We start from the raw sequence: 20421 nt of genomic DNA on the forward strand, positions 1-20421 counted from the left end.
AGGACGTGATGACGGGTGGTTATGGTGTGGCCACCGTCAGCAGGACGGTGTCCCCGCGCCCGATCGACGCGCGGGTGTAGGCGAGCCACGGCTCGGGGGCGCCGTCCACCTGGCAGCGGATCTCGTACCGCCCGCCGGTGTACTGCCGTTCGACGACCTTGCCAATGACGGAGTTCTCCGGAAGCAATTCCGGGCGCTTTCCATCGTCCAGCACCGTGACCTGCACGTTTTCGGGGCGGTTGTCTGGCAGCGTGTCGTGCGTGTTGGTCACGCCGACGAACCCGGCGACGAACGAGTCCGCCGGGTGGTCGTAGAGTTCCACCGGCGCGGCGAACTGGCGGACCTCGCCCTCGTTCATCACGGCGACGCGATCTGACATGGCCAGCGCCTCCGACTGGTCGTGCGTGACGTAGATGACGGTGAGGTCCAGGTCGTACGCCAGCCGGGTGAGCTCGCTACGGATCTGAGTGCGCAGCGCCGCGTCCAGCGCGGACAGCGGCTCGTCCATGAGCAGCAGGTCGGGCTGCGACACCAGCGCACGCGCGATCGCCACGCGCTGCTGCTGCCCGCCGGACAGCTCGTTCGGCCGCTGGTCCGCCTTCGAGGCAATATTGACCATCTCCATGGCCTCCGCCACGCGGCGCTCGCGCTCCTTCGCGTCCACCTTCCCGGCCCCCGTAGTCAGCGGGAACTCCACGTTCTTCGCCACGGTCATGTGCGGCCACAGCGCCAGGTCCTGGAACACCATCGACAGGTTGCGCTTGTTCACCGGGGTGTTCGTCTTCGGCCCGAACACCTCGCGCCCGGCAAACGTGATCGTGCCGGCATCCGGCGTCTCCAGCCCCGCGATGCAGCGCAGCATCGTGGACTTGCCGCAGCCAGAGGGCCCGAGGATGGAGACGAACTCGCCCTTCGCAATGCTTATCGACGTCGCGTGCAACCCCGTCCCGTCAGGAAACTCCCGCCGCACGCTGTCCAATTCGACCTGTGCCGTCGTCACTGCTGCCACCCGCTTTCAATCACGTTGCCGGTCTTAAATGCGTCCTCGTGCACGAGCAGGCCTGCCCGGTCCAGCTCCGCAACTAGTGTGTCGCGTTTGCGCACCGCGTCCTTGCGGGAGGTCTCCTCCTCGGAGATCTCGGCCCACACCTGGCCGCCGAATGTGGCGATCTCCAGCTCCGTCTTCACGCCGCCGATCTCGACGCGCCACGTACGCTGCTCGACGGTCTGCGTCATCTTGAGGTCCGACGCCGCCAGCGTAGTGCCGGTCGCCTTTGCAAACTTCCCGGGTTCCAGGTCCTTCACAATTGCCACGGCCTTATCGGCAGACGGAATCTCGCACTGCGCAGTCACGCACGCCGCGCTCTTCTTGGTGCTGAAGTCCAGCGTCGACGTTGCGAAGCTCGCGTTCACCTGCGCCGCGTAGTTGGTGTCCGACGCGTCAAAGTTCTGCTTGCGGGCCTCCTCCAGCCCGGCACCGACGCTTTCGGAGGACACCGAATTGCCCTCGAGTGGCAGGCGATATTTATACGTCACGTCGTATCCCTGCGCGCCGTCCTTGTGTCGCAGGCGCGCCGTCCACCCGTGGTTGGCCAGGAGTCCGTCGGCGGTGTCGAAGTACACCGACTGCTCCGCCCCAGAGGATTCACGGACGTCGAAGAAGGAGCGGAATTGCGCGGACGGTGCGCCGTCCGCACCGACGGCGGTATCACTCAGGCGGAGTTTTACCTGGTAGTCGGGGTCCGCAACCGCCGCGGCACCCGCGTGCGGAAAGGGCGCGAGCGCTGCGGCAACGCAAAGCGCAAGCGCGGGAAGTGACCGTTTCTTTACAAACACCCGGTAGACAGTAGGCCTTCAATGTTACTTCCGGGAAAATCCCGTATGAAGTTTGTGTGAACACGGCCCGCCGACGGCCGCCACAAACTATGACCCCAGCGAGTCGACGGTACCCGCGAGTAGCACCATGGCCAGCCCGCAGCACACGCAGAAGACAGCGTCCGCCCGGCGCGAGCGCACGGCGAGCAGGCCGACGATGTGCGAGTCGCAGGCGTAGCGCATCACCGCGAGCCACATCATCGACGCCCCCAGCACAAATGTCGCGCGGCGCCAGTGCTCCGTGGCCGCGAACAGTGCGGAGGCGACAAACCCCACGACAAAGAGGGCAACCATCGCCCACTGCGCCCACTCGGGGAGGCGCGAGGGAGGGTTGCCGATGTCGTGGGGGTTATCGAGTGAGAGCACGAATGCCCCAACCTTTACGCGTCGGACGCGATGCCGGCGGCACGCTCAGCGCTTTCCACGATGTTGCGCACCAGGAAGGTACGCGTCATCGGGCCGACGCCGCCCGGGTTCGGGGAGACCCAGCCGGCCTTCTCCCAGACATCCGGGTGCAGGTCGCCGACGGTCTTGCCGTCGACGCGGGACACGCCGACGTCGAGAAGCGCTGCCCCCTCCTTAATCATGTCGGCCGTAATCATGTGCGGCTTGCCTGCGGCGGCGATGATGACGTCGGCGCGGCGCGTTTCCGCGGCGAGGTCCTTCGTGCCGGTGTGGCACAGGACGGTGGTGGCGTTGACGTCGCGGGAGGTGAGCATCAGCGAGATCGGCCGGCCGACGGTCACCCCGCGGCCGATGACGCAGACGATCGCGCCGTCCAGGTCGACGCCGAAGCGCTCGAGCAGCTTGATCGAGCCGTTCGGGGTACACGGCAGCGGGGCGGGCTCGTTGAGGACAAGCTTGCCCAGGTTTACCGGGTGCAGGCCGTCGGCGTCCTTGACCGGATCAATGAGCCCGAGGATGCGGTTCTCGTCCAGGTGCTTCGGCAGGGGGAGCTGGACGATGTAGCCGGTGACGGCATCGTCCTCGTTCAGCTCCGTGATCACCTGCTCGAGCTGCTCCTGCGTAGTGTCGCCTGGCAGCTCCTTCATAATGGAGGCGATGCCGAGTTCCTCGCAGTCGCGGTGCTTCATGCGCACGTAGTTCTGGCTCGCCGGGTCCTCCCCCACCAGCACGGTGGCCAGGCCCGGGGTCACGCCGTGTTCCTCCTTGAGACGAGCAACGCGAGCCTCAAGGTCCGCGAAAATCTCCTCGCGGTAGAGTTTTCCGTCCAATTTGATCGCAGTCACGCACCCCATCCTAGACTGTCGGTGTGTGCGCACTTCACGTCATCTTTGATAACCCAGTCATCCCCGGCAACACCGGCAACGCGATCCGACTGTGCGCCAATACTGGTGCCGTCCTGCACTTGGTCGAGCCCCTCGGCTTCAACTTCGACGACAAGCACCTCAAGCGCGCGGGCCTGGACTACCACGACCTCGCGGACGTGCAGATCCACCCAGATATAGAGTCCTGCTTTGCCGCGCTGGACGGAGCGCGCGTCTTCGCGTTCACCACCAAGGCCACTACGTACTACCAGGACGTGGCGTACCGGGACGGCGACGCGCTCCTGTTTGGCACCGAACCCACCGGGCTGCCCGAAGCACACAGCCACCACCCAAAGGTCACTGACCAGGTGCGGATTCCCATGCTGCCCAGCCGGCGGTCAATGAACCTGTCTAATTCGGCGGCCGTCGCAGTATTTGAGGCGTGGCGGCAGCTGGGGTTCCCCGGTGGGGTGTAGGCCTGTCTAGGCCAAGCCTCACCCGAACCGGGCGTCCAACCGCTGCTGATACATCGGTGGCATGATGCGTAGCTCCCACAAGCGCCGCGACAACTCCGCGTCGCCCATCTTCGCGCGGAACGCCTCGCCCATGGTGAACCCGTGCGAAGGCTCGTCCAGCACCTCAATGGCATCGCCCGGCGTGATCGTGCCCTCCTTGTTCACGCGGAAGTAGCAGCCACAGTCCCCGCTTAAGGTAAACGCCTTCACCCACTGCGGCTCCCCCATCCACGCCGCGAACGTGCGGCACGGCGAGCGCGGCACGCTCACCTCCAGCTCCACCTCGCCGATACGGAAGCGCTGGTTAATCAGCACTGCGGTCCAGTCAATACCTCGGGTGGTGAGATTCTCGCCAAACATCCCGTTGTCCAGCGGATACCCGAGCTGGTTGCCCCACCAGTCGAGGCGCTCGCGGCTGAACGCGTACACCGCCTTCTGTAGCCCGCCGTGGTGGGCGGTATCCCCCACCGTGTCGCCGACCACGCCGCTGCCATCGCCGTAGTGCGGCCCCGGAATGATCACGTCGAGCCGCTCGGCAGGTTGCTTATGAATGCCACTCTGCCGCGCTGCCCCGCCCGGGTCGCGCTGCGGGCGGGCGACGTTTGCACTCAGCACTGTCGCACGTTCGTGCGACTCAGATCCGCTCATAGTGATGTAGCGTACACCCCGACTGTTAGGATTTGCCCCTGTTCCCCCGTTTACACACAACGCTTTGAAAAGAGGCGCACATGTTTCCCACTCTGACGGCACAGCGTCGTCGCAGCCTCGCCGCAGTCGCGGCCGCGCTCAGCACCGCGGCGCTGTTGGCCGGCTGCGGCGACTCGGGCGACCCGGGCGATTCAGAGCCCACGACCTCCTCCCAGAATTCCGCCGCCGCCGAGATCTCGGAGATGCTCAATGCGCCCGTCGAGGCGAATACCTCGACCTCATCCAAGCCGACCACGTCCAGGTCGACCACGTCCTCCGCGCAGCGCTCGGCCGAGCCGCCCATCGATCGGCGCGCGATCGACCCGGACAACGACGCGTCCGGCCAGCGCGGACGCGACGATAACCTGGGCATTTACTACCACAACTCCACGGACTGGAAATGGCTCCAGGCGCCGGGCGGGGTCGTTCCAGGCGGCATGATCCACAACGCCACGACGGACACTGAGTGCTCAACGGGCTTCCTCGCATCCAAGGGCGACCGCCTCTTTATCATCACCGCAGGCCACTGTGGCCTGGTTGGCGACGACTTCTACGTCAAGGATTCCAACGGCAATTGGACGCGCGCGGGCACGATGGTGGAGTCGCTGTGGCAGCAAGACCAGCGGACCACCGAATTCGGCACGGACATCGGGCTCATCGAGCTTTCTGGCGAATCCCAGTACTCGTCCTCGCTGCCCTTGGACCGCCCGCTGCAAGGCTGGATCACCCCGCAGGAGGCGCAGCGCCAGGGCATGGCGATTTGCCGCCTCGGCGCGACCACCGGATACTCCTGCGGCGAGTTCACCGAGATCGGCCACGACGGGCAGTTCTACTTCCGCAACATCTCGGACCGCGGCGATTCGGGCGGCGCGATCTTCGCCGTCAACAACCAGGGCGCGTGGGCGCTCGGCGTGACCTCCAACGGCTCGGATACCAACAAGACCATGCTGGGTGGGATGGAGATCGCCGGGGCCATCGAGCACTGGGGCCTCACCCTCCACACCTAGCTCACCGCTTATCGACGCCCCTCTGCCACCCCATCAACCGCATCCTCACCTATCACGTCCGTGGGCTCCAGGGCGGGCAGGGTGCGGGCGCGGAGGGCGTCGACAAGCGTGCGCGCCTGCGCGTCGTCTAGGTCGCGGGCGGTGACCTTCACCGCGCCTGGGACGAGGTCGAAGCGCACGTGCGCCAGGCCGAGCCGGCGCTGCCACGGGCCCTGCCTGTAGGTGAGCTCCTGGATGTGCGGGATCTTGACTGCCTGGAAGCGGCGGGTCAGCCGCCCGAAGGTCACACGCGCAACGCCTCGGCCGCTATCCACCGCGACGCTCTGCTGCCGCCAATCCACCGGGGAGACCCAGCGTGCCTGGCGCGGGCTGCGCGCTGAGACGGTAACAGTAGGCACAGTAGGCACAGTGGGCACGGCCGGCCCTGTGAGTTCGGCGGCGGTGAGCGGGCCGATCGCGTTGACCACGCGGGCGGCCTGCTCGTAGGTGCCCACCGGGAGCAGCTTCGAGGTGCCCGAGGCCTTGTTCATTTCAGAGCCGTACCCCGCCACCGTCACCGTGACCTGCCACCACCCGAACGGGCGCCACAGCATGGACTGTTTCAGCTGCACCGCGTGGATCCGGTCCAGGGGCACCGCCTGGCGGCGGCGGTTGGCCAGCCCGAAGGTCAGGTTGACCACGTCGCCGTCGAGGGAGGAGTTGAAGCGCCACGACTGGTCGATCGTGCGCCAGATCTGCGGCAGGAAGCTCACCACCACCGGCACGACCGCGGCGATGGTCAGGCCGGACCAGATCGGAATACTTGCCCACGCAAGCGTGAACAGCGTGGAAAACTGCAGCGCCGCCGCGGCGAGCGAGCGCTTGATGGGGATCGGCGCGACGAGGTCGGGGGATGCGGTGGGGACGGTAAATGTGGCGTCGTCAAGCGGGGCCTGCCCGTGCATGCGCGCGAGGATCTCTTTGCGCAGCGACTCGGCCTCGCCGCGCGGGAGGAAGGCGATTTCGATGTTGGCCTGCGCGCCGCCGGCGGCCTCGATGCGCACACCGGCCAGGCCGAACAGGCGCGGGGCGAACGGCTCGACAATGTCTACGGCCTGGACTCGGTCATAGCGCGCCGTGCGGATCTGCGTGGTGAGCACGCCGCGGCGCATCTCAATCTCCTCGTCGTCGACGCGAAAACCCGTGCGCGCCCACCACAGCTGCGACACCCCGAAGATGACGATCAGGGCGAGCACCGCGGCACCGAGCGCCCACGCGGCGTCGGTGAGCCCGACGTCTTCCTCTTCCAGCCAGTGATAGATCGGCATGGTGAAGTTGAAAACGGCGATGGCGAGCAGGGCAAGCAGCGTCGTCCACACGCGCAGCAGCGGGGTGAGGCGGTGGACCCTGCGGTACTGGGGCTGGTGCTGTTTCTGGTCTTGCGCAGGCTGAGTCACAGGCCACTCATCCGTTCGCGAGCCTTGGCGGCCAGGCGATCACGCAGCGCATCCGCGTCCGCCTCCGGCAGGCCGGGCAGGCTGGCATCCGAGGTGGTGGACGCGGTGTTGACCACCAGCTTTTTCAATCCGAGGGCGCGGGCGACGGGGCCGGAGGTGACGTCGACAAACTGCACGCGGCCGTACGGGATGACCGTCATGGTGTGCCACATCTTGCCCTTGCTCAGCACCAGGTCATCCTCGGTTTCCAGCCACCCCATGTTGCGCACCTGGAACGGGATGAGGAAGTACTGCCAGACGAAGTAGACCGCGCACACCCCGAGCGGGATGGCCCAGCCCCAGCCCCACTTCCACCAGGCGAAGCCGAGAAAGCCCAGGACGATCAGCGCCCAGATCGTGTTGGAGACCAGTTTCGGCACCATCAGCTTCGGCGAGACGCGGTGCATTTGCTCCACGGACGTCGGCAGCTGCGGAACCGCGGGTTCTTGCGGAATCGGGGTGGTTGACATGGTGGTCAACCTACCAAAGACTCAGCGCATGCCTACCGGAAGTCGCGCGAGCCACGCGAGAGCCACTCCCCTACCTCGAGCGGCTCGAACTTGTCCGCCACCACGCTGACCGCGCCGGTGGCGTTTTGCACGATGCCGCGCACAATCAACGCCCGCGACGTGCGCGCGAGCACCCGCTGCCTGCCCCACAGGCCAGGCGAGACCATCACGTTAAGCAAGCCCGTCTCATCCTCCATCCCCAAAAACGTCAGGCCCTGGGCAGTGTGCGGGCGCTGCCGGTGCGTCACCACCCCGGCGATGCGCACACGGGTGCCGTCCTCCACGCGCTTCAGGTCCACCGCGCGCAGGATCCCCGCAGCCTGGAGCTGGTCGCGCAGTACCTCCATCGGTTGCGCATCCGGCGTTACCCCGGTGGCGGCGACATCGGCGGCGAGCAGTTCGAACGCGTTCATCCCCGGCAGCGCGGGCGCGTCGATGGCGGAGAGCCCGGGCAGCATGCCTTCGCGCTCGGTGGCGGCCACGCCCGCCTGCCACAGTGCCTGCCTGCGGTCCACGTCGAAGCAGTCGAGCGCCCCGGCGCGCGCGAGCGCCTCGACCTGCTCCACCTTCAGTTCCGCCCGGCGCGACAGGTCCGGGATCCCGCTAAACGGCTGGGCAGCCTCGACGCGGTCGGCGGCCGCGTCGCCAAGCCCGCGCACCAGGTTCAGCCCTACCCGGATCGTCTCGTTGTCCAGGCAGCGCGCCTCGCGGCCCGACTCGTTCACGCTCACCGGCAGCACGGTCACGCCGTGGCGCCGCGCGTCCTGGATGAGCGACTGCGGCGAGTAGAACCCCATCGGCTGCGCGCGCAGCAGGCCCACGCAGAACTGCGCCGGGTAGTAGCGCTTGAACCAGGCGGAGAAGTACACCAGGGACGCGAACGACTGCGAGTGCGACTCCGGGAACCCGTAGGCAGCGAAGGCAACGATCTTGGTCCACAGCTTCTCCGCCACCTCCTCCCCGATCTGGTTGGTCTCCCAGCAGCCGCGGAAGAAGCGGGCTTTCAGCGCGGCCATTTTGGCGGGTGAGCGCTTGGAGCCCATGGCGCGCCGCAACGCGTCCGCCTCGCGGCCGGAAAAGCCCGCGGCGTCGACGGCGATCTGCATGAGCTGCTCCTGGAACAGCGGGATGCCGAGCGTCTTGCCCAGCGACTTCTCCAGCACCGGGTGGTCGTACACCACCGGCTCGAGGCCATCGCGCCTGCGCAGGTAGGGGTGGACGGAGCCGCCCTGGATCGGTCCGGGGCGGATGAGCGCGACCTCCACGACCAGGTCGAAGAACACGCGCGGTTTGAGCCTGGGCAGGGTGCCCAGCTGCGCGCGCGACTCCACCTGGAACACGCCGACGGCATCGGCGCGGCAGAGCATGTCGTAGACGTGGGCGTCGTCAAGCGAAAGCTCCCACAGGTGCACCTCGCGACCGGTGGTGTCGCGCACCAGGTCGATCATGTGGTGCAGCGCCTCGAGCATGCCCAGGCCCAGCATGTCGAACTTGACCAAGCCTGCCGACGCGCAGTCGTCCTTGTCCCACTGCACCACCGAGCGCCCTTCCATACGCGCCCACTCCACGGGCACCACATCGGCGATCGGGCGGTCACAGATCACCATGCCGCCCGAGTGAATGCCCAGGTGGCGGGGTTGCCCTTCAAACTGAGCAGCAAGCTTATCGACGCTACCAGGCACCTCCTCAACGCCCTTGGCCCACCCATCCGCGGCCCCCTGCGCGTACCCCAGCGCGCGAGCCGCGTCCCGCACCGCGCCCTTGCGGCGGTACGTAATCACATTGGCCACCTGCGCGGCGTTGTCGCGCCCGTACTTGGCATAAACGTACTGGATGACCTCCTCGCGGCGGCCGGACTCGATGTCGATGTCAATGTCGGGCGGGCCCTCCCGGTCCGGGGACAAGAAACGCTCGAAAAGCAGCCCGGCAGAGATCGGCTCCGCATTCGTGATGCCAAGGGCGAAGCACACCGCCGAGTTGGCCGCCGACCCCCTGCCCTGGCAGAGGATATTCTCGCGGCGGCAGAACTCCACGAAGTCGTGGACGATGAGGAAGTAGCCGGGGAAGTTCAGCTCCTGGATCACGTCCAGCTCGTAGCAGATCTGCGCCAGCGCCTTGGCGCGGACCTCCTCCGACCAGGAGGCGTAGCGCAGCTTCGCGCTGGCGAGGGTGAGCGCGCGCAGGTGCTCCATCTCGCTGCGCCCGTCCGGGGTATCAAAGCGCGGCAGTTCCGGGGCGACCAGGTTGAGCGTAAACGCGCACTGCTTCGCCAGCTCCACCGTGTAAGCCAGTTTGTCCTCGCAGCCCGGGAGCATGCGGGCGAGCTGTTCGCCGGAACGCAGCCAATTCGCACCCATCGGATGCAGGTGGCCGTTGGCCTGGGCGAGCGAGTCGCGCCTGGCCAGCGCGCGCTTCGCCTGCGCGAGGCGCGCGTGTTCCCGCGTGGCTGCGCCGGGAGCGGCAGTAACAATGGCGGGCAGTGTGTCGTGACGGTCCAAAAGCTCGTGGTGCTCCGCGTCTTGCGGGGTCATGGACGCCTCATACTCGCGCACGACGTTTCCGGGCCCGAACGCATCGACCAGACGATCGATGGCACCCTTTTCCTCTGCCCACTGCCAGCCCGCCAGCACCACGCAGGTCCCGCCGAGTTCCTCGCCGATCAGCTCCAACGGCGGGTAGGCCACCTTATCCTTCTCGCGCGTTGCCATGTGCGCCTCCGCCATGAGGTGCGACAGGCGCTTGTAGCCCTCGGGCCCGCGTGCGATGACGGGGAGGACGCGCCCGTCCAGGGTCAGCTCCGCACCGAAGACGGTACCCACTCCTGCAGCCGCGGCGGCCTCCGCGAACTTTACCGCCCCGTAAAAACCGTCCCTGTCCAGCAGCGCGAGCGTCTCGACGCCCAGTGCCGCGGCTCGCGCGACCATCTCCTCCGGCTCGCTCGCACCCGAGAGGAAGTTGTAGGCGCTCACGGCGTGGAGCTCGGCGAACGGGACGCGCGAGGTGCTCGACACGCGCTGCGGGCTCTGAGCAGGCGCGGTGTGCTGCACCGGCACGGGTGCAGCCGTCTCCGCGCCGGAGAGGATCCGCTCCAGCTTGGACCACGAAAGTGGCGCGCCTCCATTGAATCGCATGTTCGAAACGCTAACAGGTTTCGAACCTCCGTGCTACCTCGCCCAGGGGGTGACGTACTCGTTAGGCTCCCACCCCTCGGTTGCGGCAAGAAGCTCAGCCGCCTGCGCGCCATCAAGTTCCTCGCGCATGATGTCCGCATGTCCCGCATGCCGCGCGAACTCTTCCACATAGTGCACATAGAGGTAACGCAGCTTCGCCGGACGCGCCTCATCCATGCCATACCAGGGGAAGGGGCCGACAGGCAGCTCCGCCTCCAAGTCGCCGCCACGACTCATCTGCATAAAGTCAGCACGAACCACATCGAAGCGCTCCAACAAAACCTCCAGCACTTCTTCCTCGGTCGGCACAAAGCTCGAGGCAAAGTCCACAGCCGCATCCTTGTAACCTTCGTTTCCGGCTCGGGAGAGCGACTGTGCCATCACAAACGTGACGTGCTTGAGAATGCCACTGACACTCAGATCACTACGCAGTGGTGTGCGGCGCGCAGCGGCATCATCAAGCCCGTAGGCGCTGGCACGGACCGCATCGAGTTGCGCATCGAGGTAGTTGCACAGAGTATCCAGCTCATTGTCCTTGCGTGGGAAGTACATCAGGTTTCCTTTCTGTCGAACGATGACACCGATACCCTAAAATGCCTTCCGGACAGCTCTTGTCCGCAGTGTGAAGCACAATAGAGCAATGGCGGATACAACACAGCGAGTCCTCCAACTCCTCGGACTCTTGCAAGCGCGCGCCACTTGGCAGGCACACGAGCTCGCAGCGAAACTCGGCGTCACGGAACGCACGGTTCGCAGAGACATCACTCGCTTGAGAGACCTCGGTTATCCAGTCCATTCGAGCCGCGGTCTTGACGGCGGCTATCAGCTCGGCGCAGGCCGACATCTACCGCCACTCCTGCTCGACGATTCCGAAGCCATCGCACTCGTGGCCAGTCTGCGTATGAACGCCCTTTCCGGCACCGACGAATTCGGCGAGGCCGCATTCCGAGCCCTTACCAAACTCGACCACGTCATGCCGCCACGCCTGCGAGCCATCACGCATACGCTCACAGGCGCCTCGACCACACTCAATCACGAGGGTTCCGCTACCCAGCAACAACAAAAAAGCAATCTAAAGCTGCTCCAGCAGCTCACCAACGCTCTCCGAGATCACGTACTGGTGCGCTTTACGTACCACAAACCGTCCGCCACCCCTACGGAGCGCGAGGTTGAGCCAGCCAAGCTCTTAACCCAAGGAGAGTACTGGTACCTCCAAGCCTTCGACAGAGGCCGCAACGACTGGCGAACGTTCCGACTCGACCGGATAGCAGAGCCCCACGTCACTACATGGACGTTTAGCCCTCACGCAGCCCCACCTCCAGCTTTAAGCACCAATATCGCGCAACGTTTCAGCTGCGTGGCTCGCGTCCAACTCACAGCGGCACCGGAAGAGGTCGCCGCCCGAATCCCCTCCTCGTACCGCTCAGAGATCGAAGCTACTGATCACGGCGTTGCCGCCGTCGTCGGCAAGCGTTGCGTAGAGCGCCTCACCTTCCTCCGGCGTCTCCACGTACGCGGTGAAGCCGAAGTCGCCCCGGTTGAGGCTGGTTTCATTGCGCTCGAGGTCGTCTCCGCCCGAAATGGAAAACGGACCGGTAAGCGTGGCGTGGGCGATAGCCTCGCACGGCGGGTCGAAGGGGAACTTCACCCCTTGATCCAGCTGTTCGCCGTAGGTGAGCAGCTCAAGATCGCCGCCGAAGACGGATTGGTAGAACTCCAGCACCTCGCGTGCGTTGCCGGGGAAAGAAACATAGAGCTGTGTCGTCGTTGCCATGTGCGCCGAATCTAACAGGACATGAGAAACACCCGCCGACGCTCGACGGGTGTTTGGGTGGAGACAACCTACGCGGTCTTCTCCTTCGAACGGTCGAAGGCCAGCAGAATCAGGCCAACGACGATCCAGCTGCACAGGACGATCCAGGAACCCTGCGCGTCCGCGCCGTCGAAGAAGCTCAGCGAGCGCACGAGGTAGCCGGTCGCACCAATCGGCATGAGCTGGCCCAGTGCGGACCAGCCGACCGGCAGCAGCCATGGGCCTGTGGCCAGGCCGGCCAGCGGGTTAGCCACAAAGATGGTCAGCACCGCGCCGAGGCCAGCACCCGGCACGCCAAGAAGTGCGCCAAGACCGGCGGTGACCGACGAGGTTGCGGCGATGCCGGCAGCGATAGCCAGCCACTCCATGCCCACGCTGCCGCTGAGCGAGCCGTAGATGCCGTGCAGCATCCAAACCGCAACACCCGCGCCGAGGATGGACACACCCGTGATGACTGCGACCTTCGACCACTTGCGGCCACGAAGCAGCACGGTTGCAAGCATTCCGGAGATCACGCCACCGAACGCGAGCGGCAGGCCGAGCAACGCGAGGCCCTGGGCCTGCGGGTCATCCTCGGTCGTGGGGGCGAGATCCTCGGTCTCCACCGGCATGCCGGAGGACTGCATGTTCTGGGCAAGGCCATTGAGCATCTGCACGTACGGTGCACCGTTACCGGAAGCGGTGTAGACCGTGGCGCTGCCCTGCCCGATTGCGATCGCGCCGACCGCGTCGCGGTTTCGCACCATATCTTCAGCCTCGTCCTGTGAGCTCACCACGACGAAGTCCGGGTGCTCCTCCTGCTGCTCCGCCTGAGCACGCAGCTTCTCAACGACCGGCTCCGGCCCCGCCACTGCCACCGGCACCCCGTCCGGGCCGGAGGCGAAGGTGGGCGCAAGAAACGCCCACAGCATGAGGCCGAGGATTATCGGCAGGCCCAAAATCAGGGCGATGGTCTTTTTCACGGTGCTGTTGGTGTTGTTGATGCGGCTGCCATCGGTGGTGGCGGTTTCCTGTTGCACCACGGTTGTGCTCATCGTTTCCTCCAAGTGGAACAGACTGTTTCGCTTTTACGAAGTGGATCATATTGTTTCATTTTTCGGTTGTCAAGGGTAAAGTGCCGGATATGCGAAAAGATGCTGCTGAAAACCACAAAGCGCTTGTAGAGGCGGCCACGACGCTCATTGCCCAGATGGGGCCGAAGGTCTCGCTGCGCACCATTGCGAAGGAAGCAGAGGTGGGTGTTGCCACCGCGAGCCGCCACTTCCCTACCAAGGATGACCTCTACCGCGCGGTGCTGGAAAACATCATCGACAAGATGCGCGCGATCGTAGACAAGCACGTTCCCCGCCTCCCCGGCGCCCCCGAGGCGACGTGGCGCTGCGCCATCACTGAGATGGTGGACAACGGCTTCCCTGCCGTCGGCCAAGAATTCCTGCCCGTGTTCGCACCCCACATGGGCCAAGAGGAACGAAACATACTGATAGAAAAGGTAAAAGCCCTCTACCGTCCCCTCCTCACGGAGGCGAAAAAGTACGGGCTGTGCCCCGGCGACCTCGACGTCCTAGACTTCCATTTCGGCATCATCACACTGTCGCGGCCGCTGCCAACCATCGCAGAAGAGGTGTTCGCCCGTAGCAGGGGGTGGCTCGTAGACGTGTTTATCGACGGGCTGCGGGCGCAGGCCGAAGGGTCACAAAGCAACCACTCACAAAGCACAATCGTTTAATTCGTGCCACAATGCGGCGGTGTGAGGATCGAGAAGCAACGCTCCCGAAAACCGTCCAGCAATCCGAAGTACGCAACCTCCCCCTCCACCACCCACTACCGCGGCACGTCGCCGGCACGCATGCAGGCGTCACGGTTCCGCAATAAGCAGCGCATCCCGATGACTCCGGCGTATTAAAGGCCGTTACAGGAGTTCGTCGATAAGCGAGCGCACACGGGCGTCAATGTCGTCGCGTACGAGGCGCATGCGCTGCATGCCTTCGATGCCGCGGAGCGAGGGTTCGTCGGTACGCCAGCGCTCCAGCGTGCCGCGTGCGTCGTCGGGCATGTCCACCTGCGCGTCTTCGCCGAGCACCACAACGCGATCAACGCTGCGCAGCAGTTCCGGATCGATGGGTTTGGGCGTGCCGTGCGACATGTCGGCGCCGGCCTCTGCGATCGCCTCGACCGATTCCTGGTTCAGCGACGTGCCAGGTTTGGTGCCCGCGGAGTGGATGCCGAGCTGGCTACCCGCGTGCTTCTCGGCGAGCGCCGCCGCCATCTGGGACTTTCCGCCGTTGCCGACGCACACAAACAAGACTGAGGGCTTCATAACGTCTCCTTAGGACAATTTGGGCAGGGTTGGGTCACCCGGGAACAGTTTCGGGCCGATCCCACGCATGAGGTAGACGAGGCCGACGAGGATAGGGATCTCGATAAGCGGCCCGATGGTGCCCGCCAGCGCCTGGGCGGAGGTGGCGCCGAACGTGCCGATCGCCACTGCGATGGCCAACTCGAAGTTGTTGCCGGCAGCCGTGAACGCCACCGAGGCCGACTGGGCGTAGTCCATGCCGGACAGTTTGGCTACCACGAGTGCAATAGCGAACATGCCGACGAAGTAGCACAGCAGCGGGATCGCCACCCGTGCCACCGTCCACGGCTGGGAGAGGATCTGGTCGCCTTGCAACGAGAAAAGCAGGACGATTGTGTACAGCAGGCCGATCAGCGCGAGTGGGGAGATCCGGGGCAGGAAGGTGTTTTCGTACCAGTCGCGGCCCTTGGTGCGCTCGCCGATAATGCGAGACAGCAGCCCGGCCAACAGCGGGATACCCAAAAAGACCAGCACGGAGGACACGATCGCCCAGAACGAGAACTTCACCGAGGTGGTTTCCAGCCCCAGCCAGGCAGGCAGGATTTGCAGGTAGAACCAGCCGAGTACGCCGAACATGACCACCTGGAACACCGAGTTGATAGCTACCAGCACTGCGGTGGCTTCCCGGTCAGCGCAGGCGAGGTCGGACCACACCAACACCATGGCGATGCAGCGGGCGAGACCGACGATGATCAAACCGGTGCGCAGCTCCGGGGCATCTGGCAGGAAGATCCAGGCGAGCGCGAACATGAACGCGGGGCCGACAATCCAGTTCAAGATGATGGACACGGTCATGAGACGTTTGTCGGTGGCAATCTCGCGGGTCTTGTCGTAGCGCACCTTGGCCAAAGGCGGGTACATCATGACCAGGAGGCCGAGCGCGATCGGAAGCGAGATGCTTCCGACTTCGAGACTCTCAAGTGCGCCCGAAAGCCCCGGCACCGCTCGGCCGAGGGCGAGGCCCGCCGCCATGGCGAGCATGATCCACACCGGCAGGAAGCGGTCAAGAAACGACATACGCTCTACCGGCTGAGAGGTTGTGTCTTCCATCTGGAATCCTTATCTATTGACAGCATTCAAAACGAACACTAAACAGCATATTTATCACTGTCAATATGACGAGGTAGGAAGAATGAACGATTACGTCGCCACCACAGAAAACACCGGCCTCGACTGCTGCTCGCTGGGCTCCGGCTTGCTCTCCGAAGACGACGCGACGCGTTACGCGGCCCTATTCAAAGTTTTAGCGGACCCCGGCCGGCTGCAACTACTTTCCAGGATCGCCGAAGATGGCTGCGAACCGATGAGCGTGGGCGAACTCACGCAGCGCTCTGGGCTAAGCCAACCGACAGTTTCCCACCACCTCAAAATGCTTACCGAGGCCGGTCTCCTAGAAAAGAGCCGCCAGGGCAGGACGGTCATACACCGGCTGCGCCCAGAGCTGTTCGAGGAGCTTCGCACCGTGCTCCAGATGGACTGAGACTAACGGGCACAGACCCTCTAACTCCCGCAGCACGTAGCTTGGCCACGTCTTCTCATGCATACGTCGCGGCGATTTGGGGTCGTTACCGCCGGAGAGGTTCACTTGCGACAGACGTACCCGGCGCGCAGCGCGCAGTGGTTGAGCCAGACGTCGTCTGCGCGCGGTGCAACGACCAGAAAATCGGTGCCGCTCGACGAGACGAATGGCCATGCCAGGCGGGCAGAGCACGCCATCGACGCCGGTGATCACGCTGTGGCCGGGGAACTTGCGGCAGGTTTAGCCCTCGAGAAGCCCCACCTCCAGCTTTAAGCGCCAACATCGCACAACGTTTCAGCTGCGTGGCTCGCGTCCAACTCACAGCGGCCCCGGAAGAAGTCGCCGCCCGAATCCCCTCCCCGTACCGCTCAGAGATCGAAGCTACTGATCACGGCTCTAGCTTCATCACCGGTGCGCCGGACTGGGACGATCTTGCATGGCATTTGCTCTGGGTATATCGCGATTTAGACACTCAACTACTCATGGATTCCAGCCCCGAAACCGACCATCTGCGCGACGCACTGCGACGCATCGCAACGGACGCGCAAAATGCCGAAGCAAACACAGCTCGCAGAGATACGCATGGGCCAATTCCAAAGACAAGATAGACAGCTTAGTAAGCAATATCCCGCAAAAATAGACTAAGCGGTATATTGGGTGCTAGATTTCTATCCGTCAACAATTCCCGAACTCAACAAAGGAGCCAACATGCGTATCTCGCGCACTCTCGCCACGATCGCGGCCTCCACCCTTCTTGCCACCAGCCTCGTCGCCTGCTCGAACGAGTCCGACGACACGGCCGGCCAGAACACCGACGGCGACGGCAACGTCACCGTCAAGATCGGCACCACGGATGCGGACCAGAAGGCGTGGTCCGTCTTCTCGGACCTAGCCGCCGACGAGGGCATCGACCTGGACATCGTCCAGTTCTCCGACTACGCCCCGGTCAACGAGGCGCTCGCGCAGGGCGAGCTGGACCTGAACAAGTTCCAGCACATCCTCTACCTGTCCTCCTATAACAAGGACTCCGGCAACGACCTCAAGGTCGTCGGCTCCTCCGAGATTTACCCGCTCGCCCTGTTCTGGAAGGATCACGACTCCCTCGACGGCATTGAGGACGAAGAGGTGGCCATCCCCAACGACGACACCAACCAGGGCCGCGCCATCAACGTGCTGGTCCAGGCAGGCCTGCTGGAGTTGAAGGACGGCGCTGACGAGTACGCGCCGGCTCCGGTCGATGTAGACACCGAGGCGTCCAAGGTCTCCGTGGTCCCGGTGGACGCATCCCAGACCCCGTCTGCGTACGGCGAGGGCCGCCCGGCAATTATCAACAACTCCTGGCTGGACCGCGCCGGCATCGAGCCGGATCAGGCCATCTTCCAGGACGACCCGGGCTCCGAGCAGGGCGAGCCGTACATCAACGTGTTCGCCTCCCGCGCCGAGGACGTGGAAAACCCGACCTACGTCAAGCTCGCCGAGCTGTGGCACGACCCGGCCGTGACCGAGGCGGTCCAGGAGGACTCCCGCGGCACCGCCGTTGAGGTCAGCCGCCCGGCCAACGAGCTCAACGACATCCTCGACCGCCTGCAGAGCAAGTAGTTAGCAAAGGAATTTACCGTCATGCGTACCAACCGTTTCCTCGCCGCAGCAGCGGCCTCCGTTATCGCCGCGACGAGCCTTGTGGCGTGCGGCTCCGAGTCGGATTCGTCGAATAGCTCCGGCGATACCACCACGGTAAAGATCGGCACCACCGACGCCGATCTGAAAGCGTGGTCCGTGTTTGAGGAGCAGGCCAAGGAGCAGGGCATCAAGCTGGACATCGTCCGCTTCTCCGAGTACCCGCAGGTCAACCCGGCGCACACCGAGGGCCAGATGGATGTGTCGAAGTTCCAGACCATCAACTACCAGGCGCAGTACAACGCCACCTCCGACGAGGATCTCCGCATCGTCGGCTCCGGCGAGATCAACGTGCTGGGCCTGTTCTGGAAGGATCACGATTCCGTCGACGGCATCGAGGGCCAGGAGGTCGCGATCCCGAACGACCCGTCCAACCAGGGCCGCGCGATCAACGTGCTCGTCCAGGCCGACCTGCTGAAGCTGAAGGAGGGCGCGCCGAAGCTCACGCCGACCCCGGCAGACATCGACGAGGCCGCCTCCAAGGTGAAGGTCGTCGCCGTCGACGCCTCCCAGACGCCGAACGCGTACCACGAGGGCCGCCCGGCGATCATCAACAACAACTGGCTGCAGCGCGCCAGCATCGACCCGGCTTCCTCCGTCGCCGCGGACGACCCGAACTCCGAGCTGGCCGAGCCGTACATCAACGTCTTCACCGTGAAGGCGGACGAGGTGGACAACCCGACCTACGAGAAGCTCGTGGAGATCTGGCAGTCCGCCGAGGTCACCGAGGCGCTCAACGAGGACTCTAACGGCACCGCCGTGCAGGTCCAGCGCTCCAAGGAGGACCTGAACAAGATCCTCGATGAGCTTGTGGAGGAGTACAAGTAATGCCCAACACCGGCACCCGGATCGAGTTCCGGGACGTTTCCAAGGTCTTCAAAACCGGCAACCGCGAAGTCACCGCCGTCGACGGCGTCACGCTCACTGTCGAGCCGGGTGAAATCCTCGGCGTCATCGGCTACTCGGGTGCCGGCAAATCCACGCTGGTCCGCCTCATCAACGGCCTCGATTCCCCCACGGGTGGGCAGTTGCTTCTCGACGGCACCGACGTCGTCGGCAAGTCCGAGCGCCAGCTCCGCAACATTCGCCGCAATGTTGGCATGATCTTCCAGCAGTTCAACCTCTTCAATTCTCGTACCGCCGCTGGCAACATTGAGTACCCCTTGAAGCTCGCGGGCGTCGATAAGCAAGAGCGCACACGCCGCGTGAACGAACTGCTCGACTTTGTTGGCCTGGCCGAGCGCGGCAAGAACTACCCCGAGCAGCTCTCGGGCGGACAGAAGCAGCGCGTCGGCATTGCGCGCGCCCTGGCCACCAACCCCTCGCTGCTGCTCGCCGACGAGGCGACCTCCGCGCTCGACCCCGAGACCACGCACGAGGTCCTCGAGGTGCTGCGCCGCGTGAACGAAGAGCTCGGCATCACCATCGTGGTGATCACCCACGAGATGGACGTGATCCGCTCCATCGCCGACAAGGTCGCCGTCATGGAGGCCGGCCAGGTCGTCGAGTACGGCAGCGTCTACGACGTCTTCTCCGACCCGCAAACCGCGGTGGCCAAGCGCTTCGTCTCCACCAGCCTGCGCAACACCCCCAACGAGGTCGAGGCACAAGAGCTTCTCGACGCCGCACCCGGCCGCCTCTTCACCGTCGACCTCTCCGAGGACTCCGGCTTCTTCGGCGCGGCCTCTAAGGCGCGCGAACGTGGCGTGAGCATCCAGCCCGTGCACGCGGGCATTGCCACCCTGCAGTCGCACTCCTTCGGCAAGATGACGGTGCGCCTCAACGGCGACGACGCCGCCATCAACGAGTTCCTCCACACCCTGCAGTCCACTACCGACATTGAGGAGATCACCCGATGAACGAAATGATCCTCGCCGAACCCGACTGGGACCGCCTCGGTCCCACCTTCATCGAATCCATCGGCGACACCATGTGGATGGTGGGCATCACCATGGTCGTCGGCGGCTTCTTCGGCCTGCTTCTGGGTATCTTCCTCTACACCACCCGGCCGGGCGGCATTCTGCAGAACGCGGTGGTGTACTGGATCATCAACATCGCCGTGAACTTCTTCCGGCCGATCCCGTTCATCATCATGATCGCCATGCTCTACCCCATCACGCTCGGTGTGGTGGGCACGACCATCGGCCGCGGCGCCGCCACGTTCGTCATGTGCTTCTCCGCCACATTCACCGTGGCCCGCATCGTGGAGCAGAACCTGGTGGCCATCGACCCGGGCGTGATCGAGGCGGCCCGCTCCATGGGCGCCGGCCCGTGGAAGATCATCCAGTCCGTGATCCTGCCCGAGGCGCTCGGGCCCCTGATCCTGGGCTACACCTTCATCTTCATCGCCGTGATCGATATGTCCGCGATGGCCGGCTACATCGGCGGCGGCGGTATCGGTGACTTCGCCATCGTCTACGGCTACCGCCAGTTCGAGCCGCAGGTCACCTGGGCGGCCGTGATCGTCATCGTGGTCGTGGTCCAGCTCGCGCAGCTGCTGGGCAACGTGCTGTCGAAGAAGGTCATGCGCCGGTAGGTGTAGGCTGCGCC

23 protein-coding genes and 2 pseudogenes are annotated in these 20421 nt (G+C 64.8%); 11 read left to right on the top strand and 14 right to left on the bottom strand.

Annotated elements, in window-relative coordinates; all coding sequences use genetic code 11:
- Positions 1–19 precede the first annotated feature (19 nt).
- The 4 genes from CKJ82_RS04460 to CKJ82_RS04475 all read right to left on the bottom strand — a co-directional run bounded on the left by CKJ82_RS04460 (position 20) and on the right by CKJ82_RS04475 (position 3125).
- On the bottom strand, positions 20–1000 hold the full coding sequence (locus CKJ82_RS04460) for an ABC transporter ATP-binding protein (protein ID WP_095537260.1): 981 nt from the start codon (positions 998–1000) through the stop codon (positions 20–22).
- Complete coding sequence (locus CKJ82_RS04465; protein WP_095537197.1) at positions 997–1836, bottom strand: hypothetical protein; 840 nt, start codon at positions 1834–1836, stop codon at positions 997–999. The genes CKJ82_RS04460 and CKJ82_RS04465 overlap by 4 nt, the downstream gene beginning before the upstream one ends.
- A gap of 87 nt (positions 1837–1923) precedes the next feature.
- A complete protein-coding gene (locus tag CKJ82_RS04470; RefSeq protein ID WP_095537198.1) occupies positions 1924–2241 on the bottom strand; it encodes a DUF3017 domain-containing protein in 318 nt (105 codons plus the stop codon).
- A 14-nt stretch (positions 2242–2255) separates the two neighbouring features.
- Positions 2256–3125 (bottom strand): bifunctional methylenetetrahydrofolate dehydrogenase/methenyltetrahydrofolate cyclohydrolase, encoded by an 870-nt coding sequence (locus CKJ82_RS04475; protein WP_095537199.1) that lies wholly within the window; start codon positions 3123–3125, stop codon positions 2256–2258.
- Between the two features lie 23 nt (positions 3126–3148).
- On the opposite strand from CKJ82_RS04475, the gene CKJ82_RS04480 reads away from it, so the two are divergent.
- Complete coding sequence (locus CKJ82_RS04480; RefSeq protein WP_095537200.1) at positions 3149–3619, top strand: tRNA (cytidine(34)-2'-O)-methyltransferase; 471 nt, start codon at positions 3149–3151, stop codon at positions 3617–3619.
- 18 nt (positions 3620–3637) lie between these two features.
- Here CKJ82_RS04480 and CKJ82_RS04485 read toward each other — a convergent pair whose 3' ends face one another.
- Positions 3638–4306: an MOSC domain-containing protein gene (locus CKJ82_RS04485; protein WP_095537201.1), complete on the bottom strand. Its 669-nt coding sequence runs from the start codon at positions 4304–4306 to the stop codon at positions 3638–3640.
- Positions 4307–4386: 80 nt separating this feature from the next.
- Between CKJ82_RS04485 and CKJ82_RS04490 the strand changes: the two genes are divergently transcribed.
- Positions 4387–5352 carry a chymotrypsin family serine protease gene (locus CKJ82_RS04490; RefSeq protein ID WP_095537202.1) on the top strand — a complete coding sequence of 322 codons (966 nt, stop codon included), beginning with the start codon at positions 4387–4389 and terminating at the stop codon, positions 5350–5352.
- A gap of 8 nt (positions 5353–5360) precedes the next feature.
- Here CKJ82_RS04490 and CKJ82_RS04495 read toward each other — a convergent pair whose 3' ends face one another.
- From CKJ82_RS04495 to CKJ82_RS04510, 4 genes are read right to left on the bottom strand one after another with little or no spacing between them, the layout of a single operon-like run.
- A complete protein-coding gene (locus CKJ82_RS04495) occupies positions 5361–6788 on the bottom strand; it encodes a PH domain-containing protein (protein WP_095277730.1) in 1428 nt (475 codons plus the stop codon).
- On the bottom strand, positions 6785–7297 hold the full coding sequence (locus CKJ82_RS04500) for a PH domain-containing protein (protein ID WP_233125502.1): 513 nt from the start codon (positions 7295–7297) through the stop codon (positions 6785–6787). The genes CKJ82_RS04495 and CKJ82_RS04500 overlap by 4 nt, the downstream gene beginning before the upstream one ends.
- 32 nt (positions 7298–7329) lie before the next feature.
- The gene (locus CKJ82_RS04505) at positions 7330–10467 is read right to left on the bottom strand and encodes an error-prone DNA polymerase (protein ID WP_095277733.1); all 3138 of its coding nucleotides are present in this window, start codon (positions 10465–10467) and stop codon (positions 7330–7332) included.
- A 33-nt stretch (positions 10468–10500) separates the two neighbouring features.
- Complete coding sequence (locus CKJ82_RS04510; RefSeq protein ID WP_095277736.1) at positions 10501–11058, bottom strand: mycothiol transferase; 558 nt, start codon at positions 11056–11058, stop codon at positions 10501–10503.
- A gap of 88 nt (positions 11059–11146) precedes the next feature.
- Here CKJ82_RS04510 and CKJ82_RS12150 point away from each other — a divergent pair.
- Positions 11147–11320: pseudogene (locus CKJ82_RS12150) on the top strand (HTH domain-containing protein); the annotation flags it as partial.
- A gap of 30 nt (positions 11321–11350) precedes the next feature.
- Here CKJ82_RS12150 and CKJ82_RS11995 read toward each other — a convergent pair.
- Positions 11351–11509 (bottom strand): hypothetical protein, encoded by a 159-nt coding sequence (locus tag CKJ82_RS11995; RefSeq protein ID WP_233126927.1) that lies wholly within the window; start codon positions 11507–11509, stop codon positions 11351–11353.
- An 87-nt stretch (positions 11510–11596) separates the two neighbouring features.
- Here CKJ82_RS11995 and CKJ82_RS12175 point away from each other — a divergent pair.
- Positions 11597–11770 (top strand): annotated as a pseudogene (locus tag CKJ82_RS12175) (WYL domain-containing protein); the annotation flags it as partial.
- A gap of 159 nt (positions 11771–11929) precedes the next feature.
- Here CKJ82_RS12175 and CKJ82_RS12000 read toward each other — a convergent pair.
- Entirely contained in the window at positions 11930–12280 is a 351-nt protein-coding gene (locus tag CKJ82_RS12000; RefSeq protein WP_233126926.1) for a VOC family protein, read from the bottom strand.
- 68 nt (positions 12281–12348) lie between these two features.
- Positions 12349–13353, bottom strand: a complete 1005-nt coding sequence (locus CKJ82_RS04520) for an ABC transporter permease family protein (protein ID WP_240510683.1) — start codon at positions 13351–13353, stop codon at positions 12349–12351.
- An 89-nt stretch (positions 13354–13442) separates the two neighbouring features.
- On the opposite strand from CKJ82_RS04520, the gene CKJ82_RS04525 reads away from it, so the two are divergent.
- Entirely contained in the window at positions 13443–14045 is a 603-nt protein-coding gene (locus CKJ82_RS04525; RefSeq protein ID WP_095536510.1) for a TetR/AcrR family transcriptional regulator, read from the top strand.
- Positions 14046–14066: 21 nt separating this feature from the next.
- Positions 14067–14222 (top strand): hypothetical protein, encoded by a 156-nt coding sequence (locus tag CKJ82_RS11765; RefSeq protein ID WP_158221608.1) that lies wholly within the window; start codon positions 14067–14069, stop codon positions 14220–14222.
- Between the two features lie 6 nt (positions 14223–14228).
- Here the strand turns inward: CKJ82_RS11765 and CKJ82_RS04530 are convergent, their stop codons facing one another.
- Both CKJ82_RS04530 and arsB read right to left on the bottom strand, forming a co-directional pair.
- Positions 14229–14636 (bottom strand): arsenate-mycothiol transferase ArsC, encoded by a 408-nt coding sequence (locus CKJ82_RS04530; protein WP_095537203.1) that lies wholly within the window; start codon positions 14634–14636, stop codon positions 14229–14231.
- 9 nt (positions 14637–14645) lie between these two features.
- A complete protein-coding gene (gene arsB, locus CKJ82_RS04535) occupies positions 14646–15725 on the bottom strand; it encodes an ACR3 family arsenite efflux transporter (protein WP_095537204.1) in 1080 nt (359 codons plus the stop codon).
- Between the two features lie 82 nt (positions 15726–15807).
- Here arsB and CKJ82_RS04540 point away from each other — a divergent pair, with 82 nt between their 5' ends.
- From CKJ82_RS04540 to CKJ82_RS04560, 5 genes are all read left to right on the top strand, one after another.
- Positions 15808–16155 (top strand): ArsR/SmtB family transcription factor, encoded by a 348-nt coding sequence (locus tag CKJ82_RS04540; RefSeq protein ID WP_095537205.1) that lies wholly within the window; start codon positions 15808–15810, stop codon positions 16153–16155.
- Between the two features lie 747 nt (positions 16156–16902).
- Entirely contained in the window at positions 16903–17793 is an 891-nt protein-coding gene (locus CKJ82_RS04545) for a MetQ/NlpA family ABC transporter substrate-binding protein (RefSeq protein ID WP_095537206.1), read from the top strand.
- Between the two features lie 21 nt (positions 17794–17814).
- Positions 17815–18699, top strand: coding sequence for a MetQ/NlpA family ABC transporter substrate-binding protein (locus CKJ82_RS04550; protein ID WP_095277744.1), 885 nt, complete (start codon positions 17815–17817; stop codon positions 18697–18699).
- On the top strand, positions 18699–19730 hold the full coding sequence (locus CKJ82_RS04555) for a methionine ABC transporter ATP-binding protein (RefSeq protein WP_095537207.1): 1032 nt from the start codon (positions 18699–18701) through the stop codon (positions 19728–19730). The genes CKJ82_RS04550 and CKJ82_RS04555 overlap by 1 nt, the downstream gene beginning before the upstream one ends.
- Complete coding sequence (locus CKJ82_RS04560) at positions 19727–20407, top strand: methionine ABC transporter permease (RefSeq protein ID WP_095277750.1); 681 nt, start codon at positions 19727–19729, stop codon at positions 20405–20407. Before CKJ82_RS04555 ends, CKJ82_RS04560 begins: the two co-directional genes overlap by 4 nt.
- The last annotated feature ends 14 nt before the right edge of the window (positions 20408–20421 follow it).

The organism is Corynebacterium gottingense (genome assembly GCF_002285125.1).
Lineage (GTDB): Bacteria > Actinomycetota > Actinomycetes > Mycobacteriales > Mycobacteriaceae > Corynebacterium > Corynebacterium gottingense.